At 66.1% G+C, this 13313-nt stretch carries 10 protein-coding genes and 2 pseudogenes; 6 read left to right on the top strand and 6 right to left on the bottom strand.

The window, feature by feature from the left end:
• Positions 1 to 59: 59 nt before the first annotated feature.
• The 3 genes from ACMZPQ_RS05730 to ACMZPQ_RS05740 are packed head-to-tail and all read left to right on the top strand — an operon-like array spanning position 60 to position 2151.
• Positions 60 to 389 carry a PadR family transcriptional regulator gene (locus tag ACMZPQ_RS05730; RefSeq protein ID WP_015014846.1) on the top strand — a complete coding sequence of 110 codons (330 nt, stop codon included), beginning with the start codon at positions 60 to 62 and terminating at the stop codon, positions 387 to 389.
• On the top strand, positions 386 to 1615 hold the full coding sequence (chrA, locus tag ACMZPQ_RS05735) for a chromate efflux transporter (protein ID WP_003107233.1): 1230 nt from the start codon (positions 386 to 388) through the stop codon (positions 1613 to 1615). Before ACMZPQ_RS05730 ends, chrA begins: the two co-directional genes overlap by 4 nt.
• A 5-nt stretch (positions 1616 to 1620) precedes the next feature.
• Positions 1621 to 2151 (top strand): GNAT family N-acetyltransferase, encoded by a 531-nt coding sequence (locus ACMZPQ_RS05740; protein ID WP_003107230.1) that lies wholly within the window; start codon positions 1621 to 1623, stop codon positions 2149 to 2151.
• A 1917-nt stretch (positions 2152 to 4068) separates the two neighbouring features.
• Here ACMZPQ_RS05740 and ACMZPQ_RS05745 read toward each other — a convergent pair.
• The 3 genes and pseudogenes from ACMZPQ_RS05745 to mobH form a co-directional block, all read right to left on the bottom strand.
• Positions 4069 to 4550 (bottom strand): annotated as a pseudogene (locus tag ACMZPQ_RS05745) (efflux RND transporter permease subunit); the annotation flags it as partial.
• Positions 4551 to 4642: 92 nt separating this feature from the next.
• Positions 4643 to 5839 (bottom strand): annotated as a pseudogene (locus ACMZPQ_RS05750) (efflux RND transporter periplasmic adaptor subunit).
• Positions 5840 to 6132: 293 nt separating this feature from the next.
• Entirely contained in the window at positions 6133 to 7980 is a 1848-nt protein-coding gene (gene mobH, locus ACMZPQ_RS05755) for a MobH family relaxase (protein WP_414486134.1), read from the bottom strand.
• A gap of 315 nt (positions 7981 to 8295) precedes the next feature.
• Between mobH and ACMZPQ_RS05760 the strand changes: the two genes are divergently transcribed.
• From ACMZPQ_RS05760 to ACMZPQ_RS05770, 3 genes are all read left to right on the top strand, one after another.
• Positions 8296 to 8922: a hypothetical protein gene (locus ACMZPQ_RS05760; RefSeq protein WP_003109769.1), complete on the top strand. Its 627-nt coding sequence runs from the start codon at positions 8296 to 8298 to the stop codon at positions 8920 to 8922.
• 12 nt (positions 8923 to 8934) lie between these two features.
• Entirely contained in the window at positions 8935 to 9567 is a 633-nt protein-coding gene (locus ACMZPQ_RS05765) for an RES family NAD+ phosphorylase (protein WP_003090219.1), read from the top strand.
• An 84-nt stretch (positions 9568 to 9651) separates the two neighbouring features.
• Positions 9652 to 10017, top strand: a complete 366-nt coding sequence (locus ACMZPQ_RS05770; protein ID WP_003090216.1) for a DUF3742 family protein — start codon at positions 9652 to 9654, stop codon at positions 10015 to 10017.
• 11 nt (positions 10018 to 10028) lie between these two features.
• On the opposite strand, the gene ACMZPQ_RS05775 is transcribed toward ACMZPQ_RS05770, so the two are convergent.
• From ACMZPQ_RS05775 to ACMZPQ_RS05785, 3 genes are read right to left on the bottom strand one after another with little or no spacing between them, the layout of a single operon-like run.
• Positions 10029 to 11549: a conjugal transfer protein TraG N-terminal domain-containing protein gene (locus tag ACMZPQ_RS05775; protein WP_197580078.1), complete on the bottom strand. Its 1521-nt coding sequence runs from the start codon at positions 11547 to 11549 to the stop codon at positions 10029 to 10031.
• Between the two features lie 13 nt (positions 11550 to 11562).
• Positions 11563 to 11922 (bottom strand): hypothetical protein, encoded by a 360-nt coding sequence (locus ACMZPQ_RS05780; RefSeq protein WP_003090212.1) that lies wholly within the window; start codon positions 11920 to 11922, stop codon positions 11563 to 11565.
• The gene (locus tag ACMZPQ_RS05785; protein WP_003109770.1) at positions 11919 to 13313 is read right to left on the bottom strand and encodes an integrating conjugative element protein; all 1395 of its coding nucleotides are present in this window, start codon (positions 13311 to 13313) and stop codon (positions 11919 to 11921) included. Before ACMZPQ_RS05785 ends, ACMZPQ_RS05780 begins: the two co-directional genes overlap by 4 nt.

Below are 13313 nucleotides of genomic sequence, written 5' to 3' on the forward strand. Positions count from 1 at the left end.
AAGCGGCAGGCAATCTGAAGTGAGGCTGGTATTATCGAATTTCGTTATCGATATTCGATATGAAAGAGAAACCTACTCCACGTGCCATGGAGCACCACGACCTGCTGTCGGGGCTGATCCGCCTGCATGTGCTGCACCACGCAGCCGAGCAGGAGATCTACGGGCAATGGATGATCGACGAGCTGGCCCACCACGGCTACCGCCTCTCCCCCGGAACGCTGTACCCGATGCTGCACAAGATGGAGCGCGACGGCTACCTCGTCTCCCGCCAGGAGCGTGAAGGGCGCACCGTGCGCAAGCTCTACACGATCACGCCCAAGGGCAAGGAAGGCTTGGCGCTGGCCAAGGACCGCATCCGGGAGTTCACCGGGGAGGCGATGCACAAATGACAGATTCCACCAACACCTTGCAGCATGAGGCCGCTGCCGCGCGCGGCTCACCCGTCGAAGTCTTCGGCGCCTTCCTCAAGCTGGGGCTGACCTCCTTCGGCGGGCCGATCGCGCATCTGGGCTATTTCCGCTCGGAGTTCGTCGAGCGTCGCCGCTGGCTGGATGACCGCAGCTACTCCGATCTGGTCGCCCTGTGCCAGTTCCTGCCGGGGCCGGCCAGCAGCCAGGTCGGTATGGCGCTGGGGTTGGGCCGCGCGGGCTGGCTGGGGCTGCTGGCGGCCTGGGCCGGATTCACCTTGCCATCGGCGATTGCGCTGATCCTGTTCGCCTTTGGCATCGCCGAGTACCAGGGGCTGGCCCAGTCCGGCTGGGTGCACGGGCTCAAGGTCGTCGCCGTGGCCATCGTGGCGCAAGCGGTCTGGGGGATGGCCAAGTCGTTGTGCCCGGACCGGCCGCGCGCCGCGCTGGCCATTCTGGCGGCGCTGCTGACCATGGTCCTGCCCTCGGCCGCGGGACAGCTTGCCGCCATCGCGGTGGCAGGGCTGCTGGGCTGGTGGACATTGAAGATCGCGCAACCCGGCGGCGGCCACGCCCACAGCTACCCCGTCTCGCGCAAGCTGGGCATCGTGGCGCTGCTGCTGTTTGCCGCACCGCTCGTCGGGCTGCCCCTGTGGGCGGCAGCCACGGACTCGTCCACGATAGCCCTGCTGGAAGGGGTGTACCGCTCCGGTGCACTGGTCTTCGGCGGTGGACACGTTGTGCTGCCGCTGCTGCAGGCCTCGGTGGTGCCCAGCGGCGTCGTGAGCAATGCCGACTTCCTGGCCGGCTACGGTGCGGCGCAGGCCGTGCCGGGGCCGCTGTTCACTTTCTCGGCCTACCTCGGCGCGGTCGCCCACGGACCGCTGCATGGCTGGATCGGCGGGCTGGCACTCCTGGGCACGATCTTCCTCCCCGCTTTTTTCATGCTGGTCGGTGCACTGCCGTTCTGGGAAGGGCTGCGCCACCGCGCGGGCATCCAGACGGCCATGGCCGGCATCAACGCCGGCGTGGTCGGTATTCTGGTGTCCGCCCTCTATGACCCGGTATGGACGAGTGCCATCCACAGCAAGGCGGATTTTGGGCTGGCGCTGCTCTCGTTCGGACTGCTGACGGTGGGGCGCGTGCCGCCGGCGCTCGTGGTGCTGTTAGCCGGGCTGGTGGGCTGGGTCATGGCGATGGGCGTCTGAATCTCATGTGGCACACCCTGACCATCCAGCTCCGACACGAAACCGCCGACGACATTGCCGCCATCGAAGCGGTCACGACCGCCGCCTTCGCTGATGCACCACACACCAGCCACACCGAGCAATTCATCGTGCGCGCCTTGCGTGCCGCCAACGAACTGACGCTTTCCATCGTGGCCGAAGAACATGGGCGCGTCGTCGGTCACGTCGCGCTGTCGCCAGTAACGATCACCCATGAGCACAGGCGAAAGACCGAGGGCTGGTATGGGTTGGGGCCGATCTCCGTCCTGCCGCCAAGGCAGGGGCGAGGCATCGGTTCGCGCCTGATGGAACAGGCGCTGTCTGAACTGCGGGCTATGCAGGCCGCAGGCTGCGTGCTGCTGGGAGATCCAACGTACTACACGCGCTTTGGCTTCCAGGCCCATGCGGGCTTGCAACTGCCGGGCGTGCCGCCCGGCTATTTCATGGCGCTGGCCCTGCATGGGACAGTGCCGGAAGGCATCGCGCACTACAGCGATGCCTTCAACGCCGCCGCCTGAGCCAGCGCGAAGGCGGCGGCGTTTTAATTCGGCTATTGGCCTTGAACACCGGGCGCGGCCACTGTCGCACCCGGATTTCGCGTCCACCGCGCCCAGGGCGGAACGGCCTGGGCGCGGTGCTGATCGCGGTTATTCCTTCGTCTCGATGCGCCACCACACAAAGCGAAGCGCCCCGGTCGAGGCCGGGGCGCTTGCCTTCGGCGCGGGTCAAGCGGCCAGTGCCTCGGCGGGTTCATCCGCCATTGCCTCGGTATCCTCCGGGGCGTCCTGCTCCGGGCCTTCTTCCTGCGCGGCCTCCTGCGGGCCTTCGGCCTTGAAGATGGCGGGCATCCAGCCGGTGCCATCGGCCAGCCGCTCGGCCTCGCTGGCAATGTCGGCCTTCTTGAGCTTCGCCAGCCGGGTGACGAATTCCGGTGCAAACGCGCCCACGGCATCCAGAATCACGGCCTTGGAAACGTGCTTGAAGTAGCCTTCTGCGGTCGGCTTCCACCATGCGGCCATGTCGAGGCCCACGGCCTGCGCCAGTTCTGCGCCGGGCTGGTGCGGCGTGGCACGGGGCGTCACCACGTCCACCGTGGAAGCCACGCACACGGCCAGCAGCCGCACCAGTTCGTCTTGCGACTTCGCCAGCAGCGCGGCGAACAGTTCGGCGCTGTCCTCCGGCAAGGCTTCCCCGGCTACCTGTTGCAGTTCGCGCAGCGCCACAGCGGCGGGCGACTCCGGCCAGTCCGGGGCCATGCCTTCCAGCCGGTCTTGCACTTTCAGGCTCACGCCCAGCGGCAGGTCGTGGCCGTGGTAGCTGTCCTGCAAAACCTTCTGCACCATGCCATGCACCAGCGCGGCCAGCGCGACGTGCGGATGCCGGGCCACTTCGATTTGCAGCGCCGCCGTGCGGTGGGCGCTCAACCGCTGCGCCAGCTGGTCGGACAGGCTCGCGGCCTTGGGCGGGTCGTCGGCGTCCTCGTGCTCCTCGTTGGCGGCTTCGCCTTCGGTGCTGCCGAAGCCGCGCCGCAGCTTTTCCAGCGTGCGCAGCGCCTTGGCCTCGGCTTCGCGCAGCAGGCCGCGATGAATAACAGCCTCGCCGTTGCGGTCGATGGTGACGATGGCACCGGCCACCTCGCGCACTTCGGGGGCGTAGCCTTGCAAGGCATTCTCCGCGTCTTGCAGTTCTCCGACCACCTGATCGCGCCGCTGTTCCAGCTTCTCGGCCTTGGCCTCGTCCTCGGCGTCGCAGGCTTCTTCCAGTTCGGCGTCGATCTTTTCGAGGCGGGTTTCCAGCGAGGCGATGCGGCGGGCCTCGCGGGTGGTCGGCTCGCGGCGGTGGCGCGGGGCGTTCTGGAACGCCTGCCGTTCCTCGTAGGCCAGATGCGGCACGGCCTCCACCCATGCCCAGCCCTCGGCGCGCACGTCCTCGGCCAGCGTTGCCAGCTTGTCGCGCACGAGCGTTTCCAGCACTGCGGTATCGGTGAGGTAGGTTCCGGCATCGCCTTCCGCGAACAGGTCGCGGCGGATGCCGCCGCCTGCCTGCCGGTAGGCGTCCAGCCCGACGAAGCGCACCAGCGCGTGCGCGGCGTCGATTTCGCGCTCGGTCAGGCGCTCGCGCAGCTTGGACGGGCTGCGCTGCCATTCCGGCGCACCATAGAACGTGGCTTCCTGCGCGGCGTGGTCGTCGGCGAAGGGACACAGCAAGACCGCCCCCTCACGCCACCCACGCACGCCGGTTTTCGGCAAGCGGAGCGCGCAGGCACGGATCAGCGAGCCGGGCCGGAGGCGCCAGCGATGGAAGCCCGACAGGGGCGAGACTCGCGCAGCGAGGCTCAATGCGCAGCACGACAGCGCGACGGCGGCACGCCGGGACGCCCGACTGCTTGGGACAGGACTACTCGTTGTCGGTCTTGCGCGGCTCGATGTGCAACTGTCCTTGACGTGCAGCCGGGCGTAGTTGCGAAGGTACAGCGTGTCGTACTGCTTATCGGGCGATGTCAGGTGCACCACCATCAGGAAGGCGGGGGACTGCTTTTGGACGGTGATGCCCTGGCGCACCACATCGCGGGCAGCCGGGCCTGAGCCTGGGCGACGCGGTTTTGTACCCGCACCGTCGCGTCATCGGCGTTGATGCCAGAACGGAAGGTGACCGTGGTCACCAGCACGCCGTCGGAGCCGGCGACAGACTTGATGTACATCATGCCTTCGACGCCGTTGATCTGCTCCTCCAGGGGTGTCGCCACGGTCTCGGCAATCACCTTGGGGTTGGCGCCCGGATACACGGCGCGCACCACGACCTTGGGATATTCGCTGATCGGCAGCGCCGGGATCGCGAGCAGGCCCGAGACGAAGATGACGATCGACAGCACAGCCGCGAAGATCGGCCTGTCCATGAAGAACTTGGAGAGGTCCATGGGCTAATACCTTGAAAGGAGTCCAGGGGGAAGCGCGCCGCGCCGCTCGTTGTGTGATACGTCCGATCGGTGGCGCGCTCCGGCGTGGTGCTTCATTTGGTGGCGGACGCGGGCGCCGCAGCAGCCACCATGGGCACCGCCGTGGCCTGCACAGGCATGCCCGGCAAGAACACCTTCTGCGCGCCGTTGACGATCACGCGGTCGCCCGCCGCCAGCCCCCCTCGCACGATGCGCAGCCAATGGGAACTGCCACCCAGTTTCACATCACGTCGCTGCGCCAGTCCATCCTTGTCTACGATGTAGACGTAGTTACGGTCGTGGTCGGTCAGCACCGCCTTGTCGTCGATCAACACGGCCGAGAATTCGCCGCTGCCGACCAGTCGCACGCGGGTATAGAGGCCCGGCGTGAAAACGCGATCCTTGTTGTCCAGCACCGCGCGCACGGCGATCGTGCCGCTGCCCCGGTCCACCTGGTTGTCGAGGAAGTCCACCGTGCCGGTGTGAGAGAAGTCCGCCTTGTCCGCCAGGGCGATCTGGACCGGCAGCTGGCCGCCTCGCTCGCTGGGGCGCTCTCCCTTGCGCGCCATGCGCGAGTAGCGCAGGAACGCCTTCTCATCGGCCTCAAAGTAGGTATAGACCCTGTCCTGGAACACGATGGTGGTTAGCACACTGGCTGCATCGCTGGCGGCCACCAGGTTGCCTGCGGTAAGGCGGGCACGGCTGGCGCGCCCGTTGATGGGCGAGCGCACTTGGGTCCTCTCCAGGTTCAACTGCGCCGTCTCCACCGCAGCCTGCGCGGCCTGCACCTCAGCCTGCGCGGACTCGTCAGCGGCGCGGCGCTGCTCCCAGGCCTCGGTGGAGACAGCCTGCTGCTCGACCAGCACCTTGGCACGTTGCGCCTCGCTTCTGCTGCGGCCGGCTTCGCTGCGCGCCCGGGTCAATTGCGCCTGGGCCCGGGCCAGTTCCGCGCGGTAGCTTCGGGCATCGATCATGAAGAGCACATCGCCCTTCTTGACCTCGTCTCCTTCGCGATAGGCGACCCGCTCGACGTAGCCAGACACCCGTGGGCGCAGCTCGACGCTCTCGATGGCTTCGATGCGTCCGTTGTATTCGTCCCATTACGTGATGGGCTTGATCTCGACCTGCGCGACGCTGACTTGCGGCGGCGGTGGATGGCCTCCGGCGCCAGCTCCGGCGTTCTCTTTACAACCTGCGAGCGCCATCGCGCTGAGGGAGATCAGTATCCAAAGCAGGCGCACGCCGCGAGGGTCGGAGCTGGAAGTCGTCATCTGAACAGGTTCCGTGGTCAGGTCGTAAAGCGAATGAAGCGAGCGCGATCGCGCTGCACGCTGTCCCCTGACGCTGCTTTCTTGGCAGCGCAAGACCATGAGCGACAGATGCGGCAGAGATCGAATCCCGTTGGTTGTCGGCTTCTCGTCTCGTCGCAGAACGCGCGCGCAAACCGACCTCGGCGGCATTACAAAGCCTCAAAACTTGAGGTCAAGCGATATCGACGTTCTGATTCGCGCCGTTGCGGATTGGTCCGCCGCGTCGCATTTTTGGACGGCTCTTGAGCCGCCGGTTACGCGAGAAGTGACAAGTAAGGATTGTTCGGTGGTGGCTCTGCGAACAGGAGCCGAACATCGTGCAATAGATAGCCATACAGGCGGCGGGACTTCCTGGGGCCTGTGACATCGCACGTCCAGATGTTCAGGCCCCTGGGCTTTTTGCGATGCAGTTGCAGGCGCTCGAAGCGCTTTTGTACCCATTGCCAATCCTGCTGGTTCTCCTGCTTGGCGAGAGTCCCGACCTGGGGGTGTTCTTGTGCGTAGCGTTGGAATACCCCGGGGCTGACCAGGTAGGCCGTGTCGCCCACCGTATGCACGAGCGCCTTCGCGTCGTTGATGACCAGCCGGCGGGTAGCGATACCTTGTTTCAGCCACGCCATGAAGTGCTCGCCCGATGGCTGCGCCGACGAGGACGTGGGCACCGGCGCTGATGACGGCACGGGCACCATCGAGGTTGGCGGTGGCGTTTGAGGGCCAGCGGCGGGTGCGTCGCCCGAGACGGCTTCCGCATCCTGTTGGGGAACAAGCAAATCGCCGATTCCTACCATCGCCAGCAGGTCCTCCATGACATCGGGTGCGGCTTGTGCGGCAGGCAAGTGAACCGGAGTCGCGGCGTCGACGCCCTCCCATGGAAGGGACTCTTGATCGTCGGTGGCTGGCTTTGCCGTCATTGCCGGCGAGGGCACCAAGGCATCGGCATTGTTGGGTGCCGGTGTCCCGCCGATTGCCACTGCCCCTGCGAAGGGCGCTGGCCGCTCTCCAGACTCCCAAATCAGCGCGGGAGCGAGACGCAGCAGGGTGAATGAGTGGGACCAGCCAGTCGTGCTGGTCACGGTCGCGCGCCAGACCGCCTTGCCGTCCGGCGTCGGTTGCAACATGCCGTGATCCTGCAGCACGTTGAAGACGGCGGTGTTGCTCGCGGGGATGCCGTCGACGCCTAGTGACAGCAGGTGCGCACGCAGCTTGTCCGAGACCGTCTTGCTTACCAGCCACAAGGCATCCTCGGTGATCCAGCCATCGGAGGCTTCCGGCTGGTTCAGCTTCAACTGTTCCTTGAGCAGGTAGCGCAGCCCGTCGAGCAACTTGCGCTGCAGCGCATGCTTGTGTGCAGCCATGGCGCGGGCCGGATCGCCGCCCAGTTCCTGGGCCACCGAAGCCCGGTCGGCCTGCACGACAAGTTCGCCCAGCACGCCGGCGCGCTCGTACTGGCCGGCCAGGACGTAGAGCAGCGGTCCCCACAGGTCGGGATAGCCACTGAGCCAGTCCAGGGCATCACGGTCGAGCAGTTGACGGTAGAGTAAACCTGTCGCGGCGCTGTGGAGCCGATATTCCCGATCGTCGCGGTAGCGGAAGCGGTATGGCTGGTGCAGCGGGCCGTGCCAGGGGTGCCACAGCGAGCCGTCGGACAGTTCGACGTGCAGATCGACGGCGATCTTGCCGATGTCGTGCAGCAGCGCGGCATAAGCGACTGCGGCAGTCCAGGCTTCAGACTGCGCCGCCTGGTCTTCGGGACTGCCGCCAATGGGCAGCAGATGGGACTGCCGCAGCTTGAGCGCATAGGCGACGATCTCCAACCCGTGATCCAGCATGCCGCCGGGGTAAGCGTGGTGATGGCTTTCCGATGCGGGGAATTGTTGGACCAACTCGGCGTAGTGCTCCAGCGGCGTGCGGTATAGGGTGGCGAACTGCCGCCGCGACAGCGACGTGCGCTGCCAGATGTGTTCCAGCAGCTTCTGCCGGCGCGGTGTTGCCAGCAGCGATGCGGCCGATTCGGGCCGCAGCAACCCTTTCGGGAGGTCGGTGGCGGGCGCTGGCGACGGGGCAGCGACCGGGGGCCGTTTTCGCTGGAACAGGGAGAGCATGCGGGTGTCCTCTGGGGGGCCGGCCGGGAGGCCTTTTCGCCTTTTCGAGGTAGGGCCTTTCCCCTTGCACCCCATTCCCTTGCCGTTTCGGCCCTTTGGCCTTTAACCGTTTCGGTATAGCCGGGCCTGGGTTGCGTCTCCAGCGTCAATGTGGAACCCGCACGAATGGATTGGACGGAGACCTGGCGCTGGCCCCTGCCTATGCTGCGGGGACGCTACCCCCGGCAGGTAGGCTCTCGCTCAGGCGACTAAGTTGACAAATGCGACAAGGGCGACTAGAGTGAATCCTGTCTCAAACCTGCTTGGGAGATGACCATGCCCACCGCCATTGAATTCATTGCCGATCGTCTGCCGCGCGTCACCGTGGAGGACGTGCGCCGTTTCGCGGATACCGTTGAAATCCGGGATGCGCCGGCTTTCGCGGCCGAGTTGCAGGCGTTCATTCACGAGCGCGTGGAGGCGGTAAAACTGCCAGCCAACCTCGAAGGCGAAACGGTGGAGCAGGCCCTGGCGCGCAAGGCGGCCGCGCTGCGCACCGAAACGCGCTGGACCCCGACTGAAACCGACGTCCAGCGAGGCCGCGCCGTGTTGCTGGAATCCTTCAACCAGCCGCACAACCTGCCGATCCCCGAGTACGCCAAGCTGGCGGACAAGTCGCGCCAGCAGATCTACAAGGACATCCTCGCGCGCCGGCTGCTGGCGCTGAATGTGGGGCCGCGCGGCCAGAAGCTGCCCGACTGGCAGCTCGACCCGGTGAAGCAGCAGTTGACCCAAACCGTGCTTCAAGAGGTCGAGGGCATCGACCACTGGACGATCTACCGCGCACTATCCGAACCGCTCGAAGGCTTGGGCGGACGCTCGCCGGTGGATGCGGTGACGCATGGCACAATCGATGACGTGGCCGAAGCGGTGTTCAACGTGCTGGGCGTCCAGGTGCATTGAGGCAAGACCGCCATGAGCCGCGAACTGCCCTTGTTCTTGATCGATGCGGGTGAACTGCTCCAGCATGTGAGCCGCGTCGTCTATCGGGGCAGCCCGCTGTACTATGGCCGCAGCGGCACCAATCGCTACGACGACCCGGCGCGGACCTACGGCGTGCTCTACCTGGGCCGCGACCTGTCCACGGCGCTGATGGAGTCGGTGTTTCACAAGCACCAGTGGCTGGCGGACGAGAAGCGCTCGATTGCGCTGAAGGAAGTCGAGAGCCGGCTCGTGCGGGCCGTGGGGGTCCTGGACGACGTGCGCTTGGCCGATCTCACGGCCGAGGGTGTCATGGCGGGTTACTTCGGCCTGAACCTGGAACAGTTGGCCAGCCGCGACTACACGCACACGCAGCAGGTGTCCGCCCAGGTGCATGCGATGCTCGGCGATGATGGCCAGCCGCTGTTCGACGGGGTGCTCTATCCGTCGCGCAACAACTATCCCGCCAAGAGCATCGCCCTGTTCGAGCGTGCGGCAGCAAGAGTCGGCGTTGTCGATGACATCGACCTGGTGGACCATGTGGACTGGCCGCGCTTCGTTGCCACGTATCGCGTCGGCGTGGAGCCTGATCCCGGGCCGGTGGAACCGGATGACGAAGCGTCCTGAAGCGGCAAGAGAGCACATTGAAGCCCCAAACAGAATGAAATGGACCAAACTGGAATAGGCATCCCTCTGTAGCAGGAGACGACCATGAACACCACGACCCGCATCAGCACCGCAGAACGCCTCGGCCGCACCTTTGGCCGCGGATGGCGCGCCTACGCGCGCGGCGAACGTCGGGCGTCGAACTGGTTGGTGTCCAAGGGGGTGCCGGCGGCCGTTGCCACCGCGCTCGTGTGGGTGGTCAAGCTGTCTGTGGTGGGATTGCTGCTCTACGTTGCTTTTTGGTTCGCACTCGTGTTGTTGGGCGTCGTGGCGGCGGCGTGGGCTGCTGCTGCCAATACCTCTGACGAGGACGAGTGGCCTTTCACCGATCTCACAGAACTGCGCAAGACACCGGGCTACGATCCCAATCTGTACAACGATACGTCGCACGAGTTGTACACCGACGACTGACGGACTCCGGGCTACTTCAGCTTGCCTCCCGTGAGTGCCCCAGCCCCCTTGCCCCCGGCTTGGCCGGCGCTCTTGCTGCCGTCCGACAACCCCTGAATGGCATGTCCCGCCCGAATTCCAACCCAGGTCAGGCTTGCCAGCCAGAATCCTGGCAGCACCAGGAACATCGTGCCCGCGACGAACATCAAGAGCATGTCGCCGAACGCATTGTTCAGCCCCACCAGCGGGTCGAAGTTCGTGTGTGGCCGGTTCCAGCCAAAGCCCCAGCCATAGAGCGCATCGAGGATAGTGCTGTCGATCCAGCGAGCGAGCTGGAACCAGAAATCCACGAAGAACAGCGCGAATTGCACGACGCTGACCGTGACGACCGTCTTCAGGTCATAGGTGCCCACGACCAGCACGAGCGGGATGCAGATGACCAGCGCCATCTTGAGCAAGGCGAGGACCATGGGTAGAGACTGTCTCACGACGTCCATGGCGGGAAACGCGGCAATCGCGCCGACGGCCATCCCAACGTCTCCCGTGGCCCGTGTCACGATGTTCGGCAAGGTCTTGTCGATCTGGCCTCCGTAGTCCGTATAGACGCTGCCCTGGTTCAACTTCTGCTGCCGCGGTGACGCGATGGCTCGGATCACCGAGTCGTCCACCTCGGCCCGGCTCAGGAACCCGGCCCAGCCCGCCAGGCGACTCGACAGGCTCGGGTCCACCTGACCCAGCAGGCGTGCCCGCAGGCCGTTACTTCCATCGCTCCACCACTGGCGGCAGGTCGGGTAGCCGCCACCGCTGGCCACCTGCGCAAGCCCTGCGTCGCGGGTGCTGTCATAGGGCCAGTCCTCGCGTGGGGTGCTGGAACGGTATGTGTCGTAGTAGCCGTTCGTGTCGGTGAAGAACCGCGATCCGATCCAGGTCACGTCGTGCATCTGCTGCTCATCGAGCTGAGGGCGCTGCATGAACAATTTGGCCCGTGCAGGCCCATAGCAATCCCGCGAGAAATCCGCTACTTCCTGAGCCAGCACCGGGTCATCGATGCGCGTAGCGTCGATCTCCATGCGCATCTGCCGCAGGTCCGTGCCGCACGGGATCGCTGCCACCGAAGCGCCCGTGACGGCGCGCGAGAGCGCGTGCATGAACGCCCACCACACCGGCACCTTCGCCGACTGGTTGTTGATGGTGCTGAAGGACTGCGACCAGCCGGTATCCCCGGGCTGCGCCACGCTGACCTGGCACTGGGCCGAGCGCGAGCTGTCGTACTGGATGGTGTTCAGGTCCACGTCGATGAACGGAATGCCGGCGAACATCACCACCACGATGGCGACGAAGACCCGGTTCTCGATGCGGGCGGCGCTCAGCACGCCTTTGTTGCCCTCGTCGGCGCCTTCCGCACGGGCCTTCAACCACTCCTGCACGATGATGGCGACGAAAGGCAGCGCGAATACCCCGCTGGATACGAGGACCGCCCAGATGCCGTTGTTGACGATCCAGGACACGAGGGTTAGGTAGTACTCCAGGTAGTCGGTCGTGAAAAGCGTCATGGCCTCGATCCCCTCAAGCGGCCTGCATCAACAGGCTGGCTTCCAGCGCCACGATGGCAACAATGCCGGCGACCTCAGCGCGAATCAGCCGGCGTCGGGCCAGCGTGCTGTCCTCGCGCGCCAGCAGCCGCCGCCGCATCCAGACCCAGCCGCAGGCCGTCGCCCCGTACAGGAACAACCGCCACACGAAGAAGTAGCCCGATGCGGCCGCGAGCCACCGCTCCCAGCCGGCCACGCTGCCAACGAGATAGATGCCGGCGATGTTGGCGCCCACCGCAGCGGCGACGATCACGGCCGCCCACAGCAGTGCTTTCGCCGCACGCCGGCTGATGAGCCAGCGCAAGGGGCGCCAGGCCATGCGCTCCGCGCTCATGGCCGGCCTCCCGGATTGCCCTTCTGCAACTGGTCGAGGCGGTCGGGCACCGGATCGCCCTCATAGATGCCGCGCGAGCCTGCCGCGCGCGTGCCATGGCGCTGGATGATGGCCATCGGCGAGTTGTTCGCCAGCTCGCGCCGCAGTTCAAGTTCGGTCTTGAGGTTGCGGATCTCCCGGTCGAGCGTGTCGCTCTCGTGGTTCACGGCCTCGACTGCCAACTCGTTGGCTGCCACGTTGGGCTCTTTCTTGCCGGTGAGCAGCGTGCGCTGGAGCAGCAGTGCCTTCTCCAGCACCGACGAAAGCGCCACCTCGGACGCGAGGCGCCGCGCCAGCAGGTCCTGGTCCGGCTCGTCGCGCAGCGCCTCGATGACGCCGCGCGTGATCGGCAGCGACGTGCTGCCGGCCTCGCGCAAGTTCTCGAAGGTGGTGTTGCGCACGCCGGAAACCAGTTCCTGCAAGACTTCCAGCTTGGCTTCGTACTCCTCCTGGATCAGCGGCGTCAGCCCGACGCCGGGCACCGTCTCGGTCTTGGTGCAGGAATCGCACGTGCGCTGCACCTGTTCCCCGAGGACCCGGGTGGCCCATTCGGTCGCCTGCTGCGGCGACGTCCAGGTCTGGCAGGACAGGCTCGCGCAACTGGTGGACGCGATGGAGGATGTGTCCGTCACGCCGCGCCCGTTGACCAGGTTGTAGCCCGCGCGGGTGACGTCGCCGACCACGCGGATGGCGGACTGGCCTGCGCCACCGGCATTGCTGCCGCCCACCCAGGGAAGGCCGTCGTTGCCGCGGCGCGTCTCGGCCTGCTCGACGGCCGACACGGCATCGTTGCTGCCAACCGCGTCACGCAAGGCCATGCCTTCGGCCATCTGGCTCCAGCCAAGCTGGCCACCCGCAGTCTCGGCCATCTTCTCCGCCATGGCGCGGCACGTCAGCTTGGAGCGGTCGAAGTCCAGCCGCGCCTGCAGCACGCCGTTGGTCAGCAGGTTGTACAGGCCCGGATCGGCGCGCTGAATGATCAGCGCCGGCAGCGATGCAACCGCGCTGGTCGCGCTCTGGATCACGTTGCTCATGATCTGCTGAAAGCCGTTCGTGATGCCGTTGAGCTGATTGCGCAGCGTGGTCTGGATGCTCATGTCGCCGCAGATCAGGTTGCTGTTCCACCCCACGCCGACCCCGATGGAGCGCATGCCGGCCGCGCGGCCCATGGACACCGCACTGCCACCGCCGATCGAGTACATGACGTCATCGCCGAGGACGGGGCCGCTGTTCTGGTATCCGACCTGCGCCCACGCCAGGCCGCAGACCAGAGCGAGCGGGCCGGCCAGCGCCTTCGGGCGCAGCAGGCGGCACGCCTTGGCGGAAAGGTTCATCGATTCAGGACGCTTCAT

Source organism: Stenotrophomonas maltophilia (assembly GCF_047497515.2).
Classification (GTDB): Bacteria; Pseudomonadota; Gammaproteobacteria; order Xanthomonadales; family Xanthomonadaceae; genus Stenotrophomonas.

Excerpts from the sequence above, each read along its gene's own strand:
- ACMZPQ_RS05730 (WP_015014846.1), top strand. The coding sequence starts at position 60 with ATGAAAGAGAAACCTACTCCACGTGCCATGGAGCACCACGACCTGCTG.
- chrA (WP_003107233.1), top strand. The coding sequence starts at position 386 with ATGACAGATTCCACCAACACCTTGCAGCATGAGGCCGCTGCCGCGCGC.
- ACMZPQ_RS05740 (WP_003107230.1), top strand. The coding sequence starts at position 1,621 with ATGTGGCACACCCTGACCATCCAGCTCCGACACGAAACCGCCGACGAC.
- mobH (WP_414486134.1), bottom strand. The coding sequence starts at position 7,980 with ATGCTCTCCCTGTTCCAGCGAAAACGGCCCCCGGTCGCTGCCCCGTCG.
- ACMZPQ_RS05760 (WP_003109769.1), top strand. The coding sequence starts at position 8,296 with ATGCCCACCGCCATTGAATTCATTGCCGATCGTCTGCCGCGCGTCACC.
- ACMZPQ_RS05765 (WP_003090219.1), top strand. The coding sequence starts at position 8,935 with ATGAGCCGCGAACTGCCCTTGTTCTTGATCGATGCGGGTGAACTGCTC.
- ACMZPQ_RS05770 (WP_003090216.1), top strand. The coding sequence starts at position 9,652 with ATGAACACCACGACCCGCATCAGCACCGCAGAACGCCTCGGCCGCACC.
- ACMZPQ_RS05775 (WP_197580078.1), bottom strand. The coding sequence starts at position 11,549 with ATGACGCTTTTCACGACCGACTACCTGGAGTACTACCTAACCCTCGTG.
- ACMZPQ_RS05780 (WP_003090212.1), bottom strand. The coding sequence starts at position 11,922 with ATGAGCGCGGAGCGCATGGCCTGGCGCCCCTTGCGCTGGCTCATCAGC.
- ACMZPQ_RS05785 (WP_003109770.1), bottom strand. The coding sequence starts at position 13,313 with ATGAAGCGTCCTGAATCGATGAACCTTTCCGCCAAGGCGTGCCGCCTG.